This window comes from Ruegeria pomeroyi DSS-3, assembly GCF_000011965.2.
Classification (GTDB): Bacteria; Pseudomonadota; Alphaproteobacteria; order Rhodobacterales; family Rhodobacteraceae; genus Ruegeria_B; species Ruegeria_B pomeroyi.
Genome location: NC_003911.12, coordinates 374127 through 390857 on the forward strand (window position 1 = coordinate 374127; position 16731 = coordinate 390857).

At 60.9% G+C, this 16731-nt stretch carries 15 protein-coding genes; 10 read left to right on the forward strand and 5 right to left on the reverse strand.

Annotation, left to right across the window (positions count from 1 at the left end):
- Positions 1–31: 31 nt before the first annotated feature.
- The 4 genes from SPO_RS01840 (at position 32) to SPO_RS01850 (ending at position 5199) form a co-directional block, all read left to right on the forward strand.
- Positions 32–2197, forward strand: coding sequence for a hypothetical protein (locus SPO_RS01840; RefSeq protein WP_044027809.1), 2166 nt, complete (start codon positions 32–34; stop codon positions 2195–2197).
- Positions 2198–2512: 315 nt separating this feature from the next.
- On the forward strand, positions 2513–2665 hold the full coding sequence (locus SPO_RS23180; RefSeq protein WP_193385770.1) for a hypothetical protein: 153 nt from the start codon (positions 2513–2515) through the stop codon (positions 2663–2665).
- Between the two features lie 420 nt (positions 2666–3085).
- Positions 3086–4261 (forward strand): type III PLP-dependent enzyme, encoded by a 1176-nt coding sequence (locus tag SPO_RS01845; RefSeq protein ID WP_051420301.1) that lies wholly within the window; start codon positions 3086–3088, stop codon positions 4259–4261.
- An 80-nt stretch (positions 4262–4341) separates the two neighbouring features.
- Complete coding sequence (locus SPO_RS01850) at positions 4342–5199, forward strand: urea carboxylase-associated family protein (protein WP_011046126.1); 858 nt, start codon at positions 4342–4344, stop codon at positions 5197–5199.
- Between the two features lie 84 nt (positions 5200–5283).
- Here the strand turns inward: SPO_RS01850 and deoD are convergent, their stop codons facing one another.
- The 3 genes from deoD to SPO_RS01865 form a co-directional block, all read right to left on the reverse strand.
- Entirely contained in the window at positions 5284–5994 is a 711-nt protein-coding gene (deoD, locus tag SPO_RS01855) for a purine-nucleoside phosphorylase (protein WP_011046127.1), read from the reverse strand.
- A gap of 15 nt (positions 5995–6009) precedes the next feature.
- Positions 6010–6327: an H-NS family nucleoid-associated regulatory protein gene (locus SPO_RS01860; RefSeq protein WP_011046128.1), complete on the reverse strand. Its 318-nt coding sequence runs from the start codon at positions 6325–6327 to the stop codon at positions 6010–6012.
- A gap of 111 nt (positions 6328–6438) precedes the next feature.
- A complete protein-coding gene (locus tag SPO_RS01865; protein WP_011046129.1) occupies positions 6439–8439 on the reverse strand; it encodes a protein meaA in 2001 nt (666 codons plus the stop codon).
- Positions 8440–8588: 149 nt separating this feature from the next.
- Here SPO_RS01865 and SPO_RS01870 point away from each other — a divergent pair, with 149 nt between their 5' ends.
- From SPO_RS01870 to SPO_RS01890, 6 genes are all read left to right on the forward strand, one after another.
- Positions 8589–9989 (forward strand): 1-acyl-sn-glycerol-3-phosphate acyltransferase, encoded by a 1401-nt coding sequence (locus tag SPO_RS01870; RefSeq protein WP_044027812.1) that lies wholly within the window; start codon positions 8589–8591, stop codon positions 9987–9989.
- Positions 9990–10099: 110 nt separating this feature from the next.
- A complete protein-coding gene (ccrA, locus tag SPO_RS01875) occupies positions 10100–11386 on the forward strand; it encodes a crotonyl-CoA carboxylase/reductase (RefSeq protein ID WP_011046131.1) in 1287 nt (428 codons plus the stop codon).
- Between the two features lie 213 nt (positions 11387–11599).
- Complete coding sequence (locus SPO_RS22740; protein ID WP_144083945.1) at positions 11600–11818, forward strand: hypothetical protein; 219 nt, start codon at positions 11600–11602, stop codon at positions 11816–11818.
- Complete coding sequence (locus tag SPO_RS01880) at positions 11757–12476, forward strand: helix-turn-helix transcriptional regulator (RefSeq protein WP_011046132.1); 720 nt, start codon at positions 11757–11759, stop codon at positions 12474–12476. The genes SPO_RS22740 and SPO_RS01880 overlap by 62 nt, the downstream gene beginning before the upstream one ends.
- Before the next feature lie 82 nt (positions 12477–12558).
- Positions 12559–13197, forward strand: a complete 639-nt coding sequence (locus SPO_RS01885; RefSeq protein WP_011046133.1) for an acyl-homoserine-lactone synthase — start codon at positions 12559–12561, stop codon at positions 13195–13197.
- A gap of 59 nt (positions 13198–13256) precedes the next feature.
- Complete coding sequence (locus SPO_RS01890; protein WP_044027813.1) at positions 13257–14792, forward strand: ATP-dependent DNA helicase; 1536 nt, start codon at positions 13257–13259, stop codon at positions 14790–14792.
- Positions 14793–14946: 154 nt separating this feature from the next.
- Here SPO_RS01890 and SPO_RS01895 read toward each other — a convergent pair whose 3' ends face one another.
- Positions 14947–15720 carry a TIGR02186 family protein gene (locus SPO_RS01895; protein ID WP_044027814.1) on the reverse strand — a complete coding sequence of 258 codons (774 nt, stop codon included), beginning with the start codon at positions 15718–15720 and terminating at the stop codon, positions 14947–14949.
- Position 15721: 1 nt separating this feature from the next.
- Positions 15722–16642 carry a sulfite exporter TauE/SafE family protein gene (locus SPO_RS01900; protein ID WP_044027815.1) on the reverse strand — a complete coding sequence of 307 codons (921 nt, stop codon included), beginning with the start codon at positions 16640–16642 and terminating at the stop codon, positions 15722–15724.
- Positions 16643–16731 lie beyond the last annotated feature (89 nt).

A 16731-nucleotide genomic window follows, 5' to 3' on the forward strand; every position in this document is an offset into this window, starting at 1 on the left:
AGGGTCGGCATAGTATTAATTTTCATGTGTGATGGAAATGCCGACCCTAACTGAACTAAACTCCGAATACAGCGTTGTCTCCAGTGGGCTTGCACAGAGTGGGCCTCAGAACGCCGCGCTCTCTGATGGGCGACAAGTCGTAACCTGGCAGACCAGAACCGGTTTGCTTTACTTCAAAATCGTGGATTCAGAAGGCAAGTCCACGGGCTCTTCAACGCTGGTCTCGACTATCGTTGGACCGAATTCCCCTAGTGATGTCAAAACGTTGTCGGATGGCAGCTTTATTGTCGTCTACACAGAGCAAATCTCTTCGAACAACAGCGAAATTCGTGCGACCCGCTATTCGGACACGGGTCAGAAGATCGGTACAGAGATGAATCTGATGACCGATGCCAGGGAAATCCTGTTTGCTCCAACGGTCACCTCTCTTTCTGATGGTGGGTTTGCCGTATTATCGGGCGGATACAGTTCGAGCGATAGCGATCATTCGACTTTTGTCAGGGCTTTCGATATAGATGGCACGCCGCGCGGGCCGATGGCTCAACTGGATTTGACCACTGCGGGCAAACAGGTTTTCCCCGAAGCGGTTGGTGTCGAAAATGGCGGCCTGGTTGCTGTCTGGACTTCTGGAACCGGCGATGGCTCTGGCACCTCGGTCAAGATGCGACTTGTCGATGGAAACGGGGTTCCTCAGGGACGCGAAATACAAGTCAATCAATACACGCCTAGCGATCAACAAGAGCCGGCAATCGCGCGTCTTGATGACGGCAGTGTCATCGTTGTCTGGCATTCGAAGGGTCAGGATGGCAGCGAAGGTTCAATCATCGCGCGTCACTTTTCGGCCCAAGGTGTCCCGCAGGGAAACGAATTCATCGTAAACGTGACACGCGCAGGTGAGCAGACGCTGCCAACCGTGGTCGCCTTGAACGAGGGCGGGTTCGTTGTCGCCTGGACGAATCTCACGTCTCGCCCGGATACGATGGCACGACAGTATGATTACAATTTGCGTCCTGTGACCGGAGAAATCAAACTGTCTCAGGGAAGCCTCTCCCGCGATATTGGGCCCGAGCTTTCCGCATTGTCCAACGGCGGTGTCGGATTTGTCTGGATGGACATTTCCGTCGTCGCTTCCTTGCCCACCCTTGGTGTCGAGGTTCGAACAACCCATCCTTCGGATTTCAACCCGACCGAGGGGAATGATCTGCTTTCGGGCGACGCCGGCAACAACAGGATCTTTGCCCGTGATGGAGACGATTGGGTCTCACCCGGAATAGGGTCGGACACGGTCGATGGTGGCGCGGGCAACGATATGGTCAGTTTCATTGATCACCGGCAGGCTGTACGTGTCGATTTGTCAGAGGGCCGGGTGACGTCGGGTCGGGATATCAACCATTTGTCGAATGTCGAAAACGTCACCGGGTCAAGCTTTGCCGATTACATCGTCGGTGACGATGGCGATAACCGTTTGCGTGGTGCCGGCAGCTATGACTGGTTCATTGGATCGGACGGCGCTGACTTCTACGATGGCGGTTCCGGTCGCGATATGGTCAGCTACGTCTCTTCCTCTGGTGCGGTTCAGGTGGATCTGACCCGTGGGCGGGGCCAGGGTGGGATGGCCGAGGGGGATCGTTACCAGAGTATCGAACGCGTGACGGGTTCGTCGTTCGAAGATCACCTAACAGGTGATGCCGGTGATAATGACTTGCGCGGGCTGGGCAGCTACGATTGGTTTGTAGGCACCGCAGGTCGCGACCGCTACGACGGCGGCTCTGGGCTGGATATGATCAGCTATGCATCGTCATCCGCCGCCGTTTCCGTAGACCTGTCACAGGGACGGGGAACAAGAGGCGATGCAGCTAAAGACAGTTATGTCAGCGTCGAACGCGTTACTGGCAGCAGTCATGACGATGTCCTGATTGGTGATGACGGTCGAAACGTGCTGCGCGGTCTCTATGGCGAGGACACATTGTTGGGCAATGCAGGCGTTGATCGTCTGCATGGCGGTGCGTCCGATGACTTTCTGGATGGTGGTGCCGGTTGGGACTTTGCCATCTTTGACGGCAATCGCGACGACTACAATGTAACCCGGCAAGGAGAGCGAACACTGGTTGAGCGCGTGTCGCCTGGAAACGAGGGGATCGACACTCTCGTCAATATCGAAGTTATCCAGTTTCAAGACGACTTTCTCTACCTGTAGGTCGGGTCGGTCATCTTTGCATAAGCAAGTAAGTCAAGCGCACCTCAGGTGCGGTGCGCTTGACCGCGGATCACTCTTCAGACAGCAAACTGGGGGGTTTGCGCGTATCTCCTCGAAACACCCATGAAGAGGATATGACCGGTCCCGCACGGGATTGACCGGTGCCGGGTCGGTTCGTTCTGACATTGCTTTTCGCGGTCAACCTCATGCAGTTCATGCATGGCTAGTCTGCTGCTTTGGGGGATGCGGTAGGTGTGCCCCGAGTTTAAATTGAGGCGCAGGGAGGGGCCAAATCTGACACAAAGGATGACGCCCATGAAAGCCGCAAACAAACCCGCCAGCCCCCAAATCCCCGCGCATCAGGCGCTGGCCCTGCTTGAGCAGGCCTGGGCCTATTACACACCCGAGCCGGTCCCGGCTGCACAGGAAGAGCAACCCGACCTGTTCCAATACGCCAACGCAGCCTGAGCACGGATTGCCGATGCGAGCATGACGAGATAGGACGGGAGCATGCCCGTCCTTCTTCTGATCCTGGCGCTTGGCGTGTTTGCCTATTTCTTCTGGCGCGCCCGCAGTACCACACTGTCCCGCAATTGCCGTTGGCGGCTGGATCGCAGGCGGGGCGATTGGGCCTGCGCATATTGCGGGGGGCGTATGGCGGGGCCTGTGGATAAGCCGCCAACCTGTTGCGTGCAAACAGCAAATCGAGGCAGGTAGGCAGAATTTTCCGGTCCGCGAAAATTCCTCTTGAAACGACTCATCTTTGGGCAGATATCGCGATTCAAGACGCCAACGCACGCGCCTCTGTCGTAAGGGACGCACCCTATGGTTACGCAGCGACGGTAACGTCTCCACTTTTGCCGCACGGCTCTGCCGCGTCTGTTGGAGATGACCTTGAACGCAGTTGTAACCGGGCCCTTGGCCTGCGAAAGCGCGACTCTGTCCCGCGCCGAAACCTTTATTCTGGCCAATCGTTTCGATCGCCCCACGCTGGTGATTGACACCCAGGCCGTCGCCCGCCAGTTCGCCGCGCTGGCGCAGGGGCTTGGCCGCGCGGGTATCCACTATGCGGTCAAGGCGAACCCGCTGCCGGAAATCCTGTCGACGCTGGCTCGCTTGGGCAGCAACTTCGACGCCGCCTCGCGCGTCGAGATCGAGCTGTGCCTGGCCGCAGGTGCCTCGGCTGACCGTATTTCCTTTGGCAACACGGTCAAGAAACCGGCCGATATCGCCTGGGCGCATGCCGCCGGGATCGCGCTATTTGCCGCCGATGCCGAAGACGAGTTGGACAAGATCGCAGCCCATGCACCGGGCGCAAAGGTCTATATCCGCATGATCGTCGAGGCCTGTCAGGCCGACTGGCCGCTCAGCCGCAAATTCGGTTGCGCGCCTGACAAGGCCATCGCTGTCCTCGACTATGCGCGCTCTGTCGGTCTCGACCCGGTTGGCCTGTCCTTTCATGTGGGCTCGCAAACCCGGCGCGCCGAGATGTGGGTTCCGGTTCTGGATCAGGTGGCCGCTGTCTGGCACGCTGCCCGCGCAGCAGGGCATGATCTGAGCCTGCTGAATATCGGCGGTGGCTTCCCGGCCTTCTATGGTCAGGAAGTGGATGCGCCCGAACTCTACGCCGCCGAGGTGATCCGCCTGGTGGGCGAGCGGTTTGGTGATGTGGGGCAGATCATGGCCGAGCCGGGCCGCGGCATGGTGGCCGAGGCTGGTGCGATCGCGGCCGAGGTTCTGCTCGTCTCGCGCAAATCCGGCCATGACCTGCACCGCTGGGTCTATCTGGATATCGGCAAATTCTCGGGCCTGGCCGAAACCATGGACGAAGCGATCCGCTATCAGTTTCTGACCGAGCGTGAGCATGAGCCGACAGGCCCCTGCATCCTGGCTGGTCCCTCCTGCGATAGCGCCGATGTGCTTTATGAAAAGAAACCGGTTCAGCTGCCGCTGGGTCTGCGCGATGGCGACCGGATCGTGATCCGCAATTGCGGCGCCTATACCTCGACCTATGCCAGCGTCGGCTTCAACGGTTTCCCGCCACTTGACGTTGTCGCGATCTGAGGCATCGCTGTCGGAGACGGCCTTGCGCCGTCTCCGTTCCGACGGCTTTATGGGGCGGTAGCCAGACAGGTGACCGCCCGATGACCGATGCCCCCGCCGATGCCCCTTTGGATGCCGATGCCCGCCGCGCCGTAAAGCCGGTGATCTGTTATCCCAACGACAGTCTTCCACGCCCCGACCTGGCTCTCTATCGCGCAGCACGCGCGTCTGCTCGCAAGACGGGCGAGGTGCTGGTCCCGCCCCGTGAGGGCCGGTGTTTCGAGGTCAAAGCGGGCCAATTCTTTCGCATCAGCTCGGTCGAAGGGCCGCAGGTGGGTGATCTGAACCTGCACAACCTGCATGACCTGACCGAGCGGTTCTTTTCGGGCAAGACGCGCGCCTTGCACGGCACCCATGTCACCACGGGCGAGCGGCTATGGTCGAACCTGCCTTACCTGCGCCCGATGGCGACGATCATCGAGGATACGCTGGGCTGGTACGGGATCGACCAATATGGCGGCTCGGTTCATGATGTGATCGGCACCCGCTGCGACCCCTATACCGGCAATCTGCTGGCGGGGGGGCACTATCATCATTGCTGCCATTCCAACCTGACCCGGGCCCTGGCCGACCATACCGGCCTGCCGCTGCACGAGGCCGAGATGCTGGTGCATGACGTGTTGAACGTCTTCATGTGCACCGGTTTCACCCGCGATACGGGGCAGTATTTCATGAAGGCCTCGCCAGTGCGGCCGGGCGACTATCTGGAGTTCTTTGCCGAGATCGACCTGTTGGGCAATCTCAGCGCATGTCCAGGAGGCGATTGCTCGTCCGAGCATTCCTCGGATACGGCATCCTGTCATCCGCTCCTGGTGGAGATTTTCGCGCCGGCAGAGGGCATGCTAGGAGATTGGCCCAGTCCGTCGGTCAATGGCTATGATCGTAGCCACGGGCGTTAAGCTTGTGCGAAAACAGCCCGGCAGGGCTGGATGAGCGCATGAAAAACGCGGCCCCCAAGGGCCGCGTTTTTCCTTTTTCATGTCTCAGGCGCCGGGAAAGGCTGCGTGCAGCGCAATCTCGACCATGTCGCCGAAGCTGGTTTCGCGCTCTGCACTGGGCAGGGCAGCGCCGGTCAGCAGGTGGTCGGAAACCGTCAGCACCGCCAGCGCCCGGCATTTGTGCCGTGCGGCCAGAATGTAAAGCTCGGCGGCCTCCATCTCGACCCCCAGCACCCCATGGCGCACCATCTGTTCGTTCAGATCGGGCCGTTCGTCATAAAACACGTCCGACGAATAGATGCCGCCCACATGGGTCCGTACGCCCTTGTCCTCGGCTGCACGCGCAGCCGCGTGCAACAGGGACCAATCGGCGCAGGGGGCAAAGCTCAGCTCGCGAAAGATCCCCCGCGACGGAGTGCCCAGCGTCGATGCCGTCATTGCCAGGATCACGTCACGAACTTCGACACTGTCCTGCATGCCGCCGCAGGATCCGATACGGATCAGTGTCTTCGCCCCATAGTCACGGATCAGCTCATTGGCATAGATCGACAGTGACGGCATACCCATGCCAGACCCGTGAATGGTCACCCGGTTGCCTCGCCACATGCCGGTAAACCCCAACATGCCGCGAACCTCATTCACCAGGACCGGGTTATCCAGAAACGTTTCCGCTGCCCATTTCGCGCGATAAGGATCGCCGGGTAATAGAACCGTTTCCGCAATCTCTCCGGGATTGGCGCCGATATGGATCGTCATTTCCGAAAAATCCGCTTAGATTTCGAGTTCGGAAATATCCGCGCCACCCTGAATGGCATCATGCACCCATTGCGGTTTGCGTCCGCGTCCCGACCAGGTCTGTTCCGGGTTTGCGGGATTGCGGTATTTCGCCTGGGCCTTTGTGCCTTTGGTCGACCGCCGGGCCTCGCCCGACAACTCAGACAGCGAAAAGCCGAATTCAGCAGCCGCCTTTTCCGCTGCCTTCAGCGCTTCCTGGCGTTCACGCTGTTCGGCCGCCTTGATGGCCCCGTCAACCTGGTCCCTCAGGCTGATCAGTTCCTTGCGCGACATTCCGCTAAGATCGATTCCCATTTTGTGCTCCTTACGAGTTCTATTGACCGCCAGAAAAACCCTAGCGGCAATCGCGCCACATTAAGCACATAGAAGGACGCGCTTCAGCATCATATTCGCGTTTCGGCGAAATTATTCCGCCGCTATTTCTGTGTCGCTGACTAGCGTCACAATATCGCCCATTATTCCATTCAATTCGAAATCCTTGGGGGTATAGACTTTAGCGACGCCCATTGCGCGCAGTTTTTGAGAATCTTCATCGGGAATAATGCCACCAACGATCACGGGAATATGCGCGAGCCCGGCCTTCTTCATCCGCTCCATCACCTCTTCGACCAGCGGCAGATGGCTGCCAGACAGGATCGACAGGCCGACAACATGGGCTTGCTGGTCCAGGGCCGAGGCGACCAGCTCCTCGGGGGTCAGGCGGATCCCGTCATAGCTGATATCCATGCCACAGTCGCGGGCGCGGAAAGCAATTTGCTCGGCGCCGTTGGAATGGCCGTCCAGACCGGGCTTGCCGACAAGGAATTTCAACCGCCGCCCCAGCTTGTCGCTGGCCGCGTCGACTGCGGCGCGCAGGTCTTCCAGGCCTTCGGTCTTGTTCGAAACCGATCCGGATACACCGGTGGGGCCGCGATAGGTGCCATAGGCCTTGCGCATCTCTTCGGCCCATTCGCCGGTGGTGACACCGGCCCGGGCCGCCGCGATCGAAGGTTCCATCACATTCGCTCCGGTCCGGGCGGCGGCGCGCAGCGCCTCCAGCGCCGCCGCCACCGCCGCATCGTCGCGATCGGCGCGCCAGCTCTCCAGCCGCGCGATCTGTTCCTGCTCAACCGCCGGATCGACGACCATGATGCCGCCATCCTCGGTCTGCAGGGGCGAGGGTTCGCCCTCGGTCCAGCGGTTGACGCCGACCACCACGGTCTCGTTACGCTCGATCCGGTTCAGCCGTTCGGCATTGGAATCCACCAGCCGCGATTTCATGTATTCGATCGAGGCTACGGCCCCGCCCATCGAGTCGAGATTGGCAAGCTCTGCCCGCGCGCCCGCCTTCAGCTCTTCGACCTTGGCGTCCACGACCGGGTTGCCATCGAAGAGGTCGCCAAACTCCAGCAGGTCGGTTTCATAGGCCAGGATTTGCTGCATCCGCATCGACCATTGCTGGTCCCAGGGGCGCGGCAGGCCCAGTGCCTCGTTCCAGGCGGGCAGCTGCACGGCGCGCGCGCGGGCCTTTTTCGACAGGGTCACGGCCAGCATCTCGATCAGGATGCGATAGACGTTGTTTTCCGGTTGCTGTTCGGTCAGACCCAGCGAGTTCACCTGCACCCCATAGCGAAAGCGGCGGAATTTCGGATCGCTGACGCCATAGCGGCTTTCCAGGATCTCGTCCCACAGATCGACAAAGGCGCGCATCTTGCACATCTCGGTGACAAAACGGATGCCCGCGTTCACAAAGAAAGAGATGCGCCCGCAGAGCGCAGGAAAATCCTCTGCCGGGACACGCGGTTTCAACTCGTCCAACACGGCGATGGCGGTGGCCAGCGCATAGGCCAGTTCCTGTTCCGGTGTCGCGCCCGCCTCTTGCAGGTGATAGGAACACACGTTCATCGGGTTCCATTTCGGCACGTTGGTATAGCAATACTCGGCCACGTCCGCGATCATCTTGAGCGAGGGTTTCGGCGGGCAGACATAGGTGCCGCGCGACAGGTATTCCTTGATCAGGTCGTTCTGAACCGTGCCTTGCAGTTTCGAGACATCCGCGCCCTGTTCCTCGGCCACCGCGATGTAAAGCGCCAGAAGCCATGGGGCGGTGGCGTTGATCGTCATCGAGGTATTCATCTGTTCCAGCGGAATCTGGTCGAACAGTACCCGCATGTCGCCCAGATGGCAGATGGGAACGCCGACCTTGCCCACCTCGCCGCGCGCCAGCACGTGGTCGCTGTCATATCCGGTCTGGGTCGGCAGGTCGAAAGCCACCGACAGGCCGGTCTGACCCTTGGACAGGTTGTTGCGATAAAGCGTGTTCGAGGCCTTGGCGGTCGAATGGCCGGCATAGGTGCGGATCAGCCAGGGACGGTCCGCCTTGCGGTCGGGATTTGCAGTCTGACGGTCTTTTTGCATCTGCGACATGGACGGCCCTTCGATTCTGGTTCGGTAACAAAGTTTCGCTAGAAGGTTCTAAATCGCAATTTTCGGGACATGTCAATTCGCTGCATCGCGGCAATCACCGGGCGCATCAGACGATTGTGAGGCCTCGCATTTGGTGGCAGGGTGCCGGAATGACGCAGACCGTGGAACTTCCGCTTTGGCTCTTTGTGCTGATCGTGCTGTTTGCCGCGGTCACCTTCGCCTCGCATTTCCTGTTCCCCTCGGTGCGCTGGTTTTTTCGGCGCAGGCTGGAGCGTGCAGTCGCCCGTTTGAACACGCGGCTGGCGCGGCCCATTCAGCCGTTCAAGCTGGCCCGCCGCCATGACATGATCCAGCGGCTGATCTACGATCCCGAAGTGGCGCGCGCCGTGCGCGACCAGGCCCAGGCCGAGGGTATCCCCGAGGCGGTCGCGTTCGAGCAGGCGCAACGCTATGCCCGCGAGATCGTTCCGGGCTTCTCGGCCTTTGCCTATTTCAGCTTTGCCATCCGCCTCGCCCGGTTCCTGTCAAACGCGCTCTACCGGGTCCGGCTGCGCCATGTGGATGCCGAAGCGCTGCGTGCGATCGACCCCGAGGCCACGGTTGTCTTTGTGATGAATCACCGCAGCAACATGGATTACGTGTTGGTCACCTATCTGGCCGCCGAGCAATCTGCGCTCAGCTATGCGGTGGGCGAATGGGCGCGCGTGTGGCCGCTTAGCCGGTTGATCAGGGCGATGGGGGCGTATTTCATCCGCCGCAAATCGCGCAGCGATCTCTACCGCAAGGTGCTGGCCGCCTATGTCCGGCATGCGACCGATGCGGGTGTGACCCAGGCGATGTTTCCCGAAGGCGGGCTCAGCCTGTCGGGCGGGTTGGGGCGGCCCAAGCTGGGATTGCTGAAATATATCGTCGATGGCGCGATTCCCGAGGGGCGTGATGTCGTCTTTGTGCCGGTGTCGATCAATTACGACCGGGTGCTCGAGGATACGATCCTGACAGCTGCCGCCAGCCGGGGCGAGCGCCGGTTTAGGGCCCGGATCGGGGTCATCACGATGTGGTTTCTCAAACAGATGTGGTGGCGGATGACCGGCCGGTTCCATCGCTTTGGCTATGCCGCGGTCAGTTTCGGCAGGCCGCTGTCGCTGTCGGAGTTCCGTGTCCGGACCAAGGGCGATCCAACGGTGCCGCTGGCGCGAGAGCTGATGTCGCGGATCGGGGTGGTTGTCCCGGTGCTGCCGGTGCCGCTGGTGGCCTGGCTGATCCTGCGCAACGGGCCGATGACCCGCAGCGCGCTGGCCGCAGGGTTCGATAAGGTGCTTGCTGCGCTGCCGCATGCCCATATCCATATGCCGCGTGACGATCGTCATTATGCGATCGAGGTGGGTTTGCGCCAGCTGATCGAGCGCCGCATCATCGTCGAGACCGACGGCCGGTTCGGCCCCGGGACCGAACGGCAGGATCTGCTGACCTATTACGCGGCCTCTATCGCGCATCTGATGGATGGCGGTGCTGCATATGCAGAAGAACTTTCTGCAATTGCAGGGTCATAAAATTTCAAAACATCGGCCAATAGCTATTGCAATGTTGCGTGACCGTTTGTAGGTCATGCTGAGGGCCGCGATTCTGCGTTGCGGCAAAGAGATCGAAAAAGGAGGCCACCATGGCTTTGGACACCGACAGCGGTATCGCGTCCTACGCGGCGCCCGAGAAAGACCTCTATGAGATGGGTGAAATCCCCCCGATGGGATTCGTGCCCAAGAAGATGTATGCGTGGGCGATCCGCAAAGAGCGCCACGGTGATCCCGATACCGCGATGCAGGTCGAAGTGGTTGACGTGCCGACGCTCGACAGCCACGAGGTGCTGGTTCTGGTGATGGCCGCTGGCGTCAACTACAATGGCGTCTGGGCCTCCAAAGGTGTTCCGATTTCCCCCTTCGATGGCCACGGACAGCCCTATCACATCGCCGGTTCCGATGCTTCGGGTATCGTCTGGGCCGTGGGGGACAAGGTCAAGCGCTGGAAGGTCGGCGACGAGGTCGTGATCCACTGCAATCAGGATGATGGTGACGACGAGCACTGCAATGGCGGTGACCCGATGTATTCGCCCAGTCAGCGGATCTGGGGTTACGAGACGCCGGACGGATCCTTTGCTCAGTTCACCAATGTGCAGGCGCAGCAGCTGATGCCGCGGCCCAAGCACCTGACCTGGGAAGAAGCGGCATGTTACACGCTGACGCTGGCGACCGCCTACCGGATGCTGTTTGGCCATGAGCCGCATGATCTCAAGCCCGGTCAGAACGTTCTGGTCTGGGGTGCGTCCGGTGGTCTGGGGTCCTATGCGATCCAGCTTATCAATACGGCGGGTGCGAACGCGATTGGCGTCATCTCGGATGAAAGCAAGCGCCAGTTTGTCATGGACCTTGGCGCAAAGGGTGTCATCAACCGCAAGGATTTCAACTGCTGGGGTCAACTGCCCACGGTGAACACCCCCGAATATGCCGAGTGGTTCAAGGAAGCCCGCAAGTTCGGCAAGGCGATCTGGGACATTACCGGCAAGGGCGTGAACGTGGACATGGTCTTCGAGCACCCCGGCGAGAGCACGTTCCCGGTCTCGACCTTCGTGGTGAAGAAGGGCGGTATGGTTGTGATCTGCGCGGGCACCAGCGGCTACAACCTGACCTTTGACGTGCGCTATATGTGGATGCACCAGAAGCGCCTTCAGGGCAGCCACTTCGCCCATCTCAAGCAGGCAATGGCCGCGAACCAGCTGATGGTCGAGCGCCGGCTCGACCCGTGCATGTCCGAGGTGTTCACCTGGGCCGATCTGCCCGAGGCGCATATGAAGATGATGCGCAACGAGCACAAGCCGGGCAACATGTCGGTGCTGGTGCAATCGCCCCGCACCGGGCTGCGCACCCTCGAAGAGGTTCTGGACGCCCGCGGTTAACCCAACCGACAGACCTGGCTGACATCATGGCCTGCGAATCACCACTATGGTTCGCGGGCCATTTTCGTTTGCCGAGGCCGTCCACAGGGTTTCAGGAGGTTAGAATTTACCGCCTCGCTACTTTTGGGGAGTGGAAAGCAGCGAATTTCCTAACAGAACCCGCACATGCTATAGTTGTGTTAATCATTCGTTAACCGTTTCGGGGAGACTCTGATGCCGCAAACTGAGTGGATACTGGACGTTCTGTCGGACCTCAAAACCTTCGCCAGTGCGAATGGCTTGAGTGCCCTGGCCGAGCAGCTCGACGACACCAAGATCGTTGCCGCGGCCGAGATCGCGTCCAAGAGAGAAGAGGCGCTGTCACCGACCCATGGGCAGAAAGGTCAACCTGAACCCGATTTTGGAGGATTTGGACGCCACCAGCGCGCTTGAAGACCTCGAACGGGTAACGATCAAGCTCCGCGACACGCTCGAGATTGACCACATCGTCTATCACTGGGTCGACAGTGCGGGCGATCAATATGGCTGTGCGACCTATCCCAAAGCCTGGCAGGAAAGATATCTGGAGCGGAACTATCACCGTATCGACCCGGTAATCTTGGGGTGTTTCCAACGGTTTCACCCGGTTGACTGGAAACGGCTCGATTGGTCGGGCAAGGTTGCCAAGGCCTTCTTGCAGGACGCGTTGAAACATGGGGTCGGCAATCAAGGATATTCGATCCCGATCCGGGGGCCGAACGGGCAATTTGCCCTCTTCACGGTAAACCATGTCTGCGATGACCAGGCCTGGTCCGAATTTACCGAAATCTATGGGCGCGACCTGATCCTGATCGCGCATTTCTTCAACCGCAAGGCGCTGGAATTCGAACGCTCGCGCCAGCCGGACCAACCCCGCAACCTGTCGCCGCGCGAAGTGGATGCAATGACCTTGCTGGCGCTTGGTTACAGCCGGGCCCAGGTGGCGCATTCTCTGTCGATCTCAGAGCATACCCTGCGGGTCTATATCGAAAGCGCCCGCTTCAAACTGGGGGCGCTCAATACAACCCACGCGATAGCAACCGCCATGAGTCGCGGGCTTATCGTGGTTTAGTGGGCGTCCGCCCTGCTGACCAGATATTAACCATTCGGATGTACCCCTTTTGTTCCATAACGGACGGCAAGGGAACGAAAGAATGCTGCGCTATTTGTATGCGGATGAATTGCACCAGTATCCGAAATTGGCCCGATCCATGTTTCTGGATCGCGCGGACCAGTTCAAGACGCGCCTGGGATGGGATGTACATGTCAATGAAGACGGGGAAGAGCGCGACCAATATGACGCGCTCAACCCGCTTTATGTGATCTGGGAAGAACCCGATGGCAGCCATGGTGGCTCGATGCGGTTTCTACCCACCACCGGGCCGGTGATGATCAACGATGTGTTCGGCCATCTGACTGGCGGCAGCCCGATTTGCAGCCCTCTGATCTGGGAGGTGACGCGCTTTTGCATGTCGCGGCGGGCCAGCTCGCGGGTCGCAGGCGCGATCATGCTCAGCGGGGGCGAGGTGATGGAGGGCTTTGGCCTGACTCATATCGCTGGCGTCTTTGACGAGCGGATGATCCGAATCTACCGGCTGATCGGATCCTCACCCGAGGTTCTGGGTAGCGAGGGCGAAGGCCGCGATCGGATCTCGGTTGGGCTATGGCCGTTCTCGCCCGCCGATTGCGCGCGGGTGTCGGAACGGGCGGGTATCTCACGCGAGCTTTCACGGCTCTGGTTCAACCGCGCCTTTGGCAAGGTGAACCGTCGCCGCTTTGCCCAGACGGGATAATTTCCGTCACGGATCGGTCCTCTCTGGCACGGCGCGGCCCCCGCCTGTAGGGTCGCGCCATGACCACAAATGCCGTTACCTACTCCGACGATCAGGCCAGTGCCTTTGATGCCATTACCGAGCTGCTGCGCGCAGCCGGGGTCGATCTGGACGACGATGCGCTGCTGCGCCCGCCCGGCGGTGGCAAGACCGGGGTGATGGCCGTGATCGGCAAGGCCGGATCGGGCAAGACCCTGCTATTGGCCGAGTTGTGCAAGGCCCTGACCACGGCAGGGGTGCAAGTGGTTTCCGGCGACTATGAAGGGCGCAAGAGCAAGGATCGGCGCACCCTCGCCGTGTTGGCCCCGACCAACAAGGCGGCCAGCGTTCTGCGTCTGCGCGGGGTGCCGGCGACCACCATTCACCGTATCCTCTATACCCCGGTCTATGACCCCGATTACGAGCGTATCGCCGAATGGCTGGCCGGCAATGGCGAGCGGCCCGAGATCGAGGGGCTGAGCGACGAGGCGCTCGACCGGGCGGCGGCGTTTTATGCCCGCAACAGCTCGATTCCCGGCGCGCTGGCGGCGGCGGGGCTGCGCGGGTCCGATTTCATCACCGGCTGGAAGCGCCGCGAAGAGCCACTGGACATCGGTTTCATCGACGAGGCCTCGATGCTGGACGACCGCCAGTTCGAGGATCTGAAAGAGATCTTTCCCACCCTGATCCTGTTTGGTGACCCGGCGCAGCTGGCGCCCGTCAACCAATCTGGCTCGATGGTGTTCGACGCCTTGCCCGAACCGCGCAAGCTGACGCTCAGCCGCATTCACCGGCAAGAGGCGGATAACCCGATCCTCGATCTGGCCCATGCCCTGGCCGATCCGGCGGTCGATTTCGAAGCGTTCGAGCGGATGGTCGAGGACAAGGCCCGTCAGGACGACCGCGTCGTCTGGGGCGGGCGGGTCGAGGTCGATCTGATGGCCCGCAGTCCGGTCCTGGTCTGGCGGAATGCCACCCGGATCCGGCTGATCAATGCGTTCCGCTCGGTCCACGGCGCGCCCGAGACCGAGCTGCTGGAGGGCGAGCCGCTGATCTGCGACGGGATCGAATTGCCGTTGAAACACCGCAAGAAACGGCTCGACCTCGAAGCGCGCGGTCTGATCAAGGGGGCGCAGGTGATCTATCTGGGACCCGGCCGCAAGCCGGGATTCTCGCGCCTGCATGTGATGGGCGCCGAGGATCCGCAAGTCAGCGCCGCCTCGATCGTCAAGATCGAAAAGCCCGATGAAGAAGAGCCGTTCATTCCCTTCGCGGCCCGCATGGGGGCGACATTCCTGCATGGGGCGGCGGTGACCATCCACAAGGCGCAAGGGTCGCAATGGGAAACGGTGCAGGTCTTTGCGCCCGATATCTATGCCGCTGCCAGGGCCGGGCGGGTCGAGGCAGGGCAACCCCTGTGGAAACGGCTGGCCTATGTGGCGATCACCCGCGCGCAAGAGCGTCTGATCTGGGTGGTCCGCAACCGCTTGTCGAAACCGACCTATCCGCTGCGGGTGGATGACTTGCGGCAAGCCGCGGCGCCGGTATTGACGCTGGAAGAGGAGCAGGAGGCATGAACACCATCCTGCTTACCGGTCTATGCGCAGCCTGCCGCTGAACGCTGGGGGGCGCTCTCGGCCCTGCATAAGACGCGCTTGCCGTCCGAGGCGAGCATGCTCCTCATGACGGTGAGAAGCGGCCGCGACGCTCCATGACGGCGTGGCCGCGCCCTTAATTTCCGCGCAGCGCCCGGAAGGCGGCAGAGGCACCCCAGCCGGCGGCGATGGCAATGGCCAGAGACATCAGCCCGTAGAGAACCGGCTGCTGATGCGCCAGGTTGAACAGAAACCGTTCCAGGCCGACCTTGCGCACGTCGATCGTGGTCTGAAAGCTCGACACCACCCTGCCGCCCCGGGTCAGAAAGATACGCGCGATATACTCGCCCTCGGTCAGGTTGGCGGGCATGTCGATCTCGGTGCGGAACAGGGTCTGTTCATCCACTGCCACGGTGTTCTCGCGGATCGAATACAACCCCTCGTTCTGCCGGATGCGCATGACAGCGCGGGTGAACTCCTGCGCGTCGGCGATGTTCATGTCGGCTCCGACCGAGCGGATCGCCCGTCTGATCGACACCCGGTGGCGCAGGTCCTCGGTATCGCTCAGGGCCTGGCTGAAGGGGGCGCTGGTCGCAGCGGCATAAAAGCTGGGGGCTGAATCCACCAGAACGCTGTCGGTGTTGACCCAGATGCCCAGCTTCTTTTCCTTGCGCCGGACCAAAACGGGGGCCGAGGGTCCTGAAACCGCCACGATCACTTGCAGCGGGTCGCCATCGGGGATCGGTGTTTCGCGCTTGATCGCGCCAAAGATCAGAATGTCCGAGCCGTCGAAATCCGCGGTGATCGCAACCCGGTCGCGGCTGAGACCCAGCACCACCTGTTCCTCGGTGGCTGTGGCCGTCAGCGGTGCCGCCAGTAGCAGAAGGGCGGCAAGAAGGATCCGGTGCATCTCAATGCCCCCCTGAGGCGCCAAGCGAGTAAAGCTCGCTGGGCATCAGCAACAGGTCGAGAGCCAGTTTCGCACAGACCGCCAGCACCAGCCCGGCCAGCAGGATGCGCAGTTGCTCCGCCTTCATCCGGGCACCGATCACCGTGCCGATCTGCGCGCCGATGACGCCGCCAACCAGCAGCAGGACTGCCAGCACCACATCCACCGTATAGTTGGTGGTGGCATGCAGCATGGTGGTAAACGCGGTCACGAAGATGATCTGGAACAGCGAGGTGCCGACCACCACCTTGGTCGGCATGCCCAGCAGATAGATCATCGCGGGCACCATGATAAAGCCACCGCCGACCCCCATGATCGCCGACAGCACGCCCACCAGCAGACCGACCACGATCGGCGGGATGACCGAGATATAAAGGCCCGAGGTGCGGAACCGCATCTTGAACGGCATCGCATGGATCCAGCCACGCTGGCGTCGCTTGGGGACCGCGCCGCCTGCCTTGCGCGATTTGCGGATTGCATTCAGGCTTTCGATGAACATCAGCCCGCCGATGATGCCCAGAAAGACGACATAACAGAGCTTCACCAGCAGATCGACCTGGCCCAGGCTCTTGAGATAGTTGAACAGAACCACCCCTAGCGCCGCACCGCTCAGACCGCCGATCAGCAGGATCGTTCCCATTCTGAAATCGACCGTGCGCCTTCGGAAATGGGCCAGAACCCCCGAAAAGGACGAGGCGACGATCTGGTTCGCTTCGGTTGCCACAGCCACGGCGGGCGGGATGCCGATGAAGAACAGCAAGGGCGTCATCAGAAATCCGCCACCGACCCCGAACATGCCCGACAGAATGCCGACCATGCCGCCGAGGCCCAGTAGCAGGAACGCGTTGACCGAAACCTCGGCAATGGGAAGGTATATCTGCATGTTTTTTGTTAAACCGGCATGCCCCGCCAAATCAACGGGGAATGCCGCTTTGCAGCGAACAGGACCGAAATTCCTCTCGGAACTGGCCC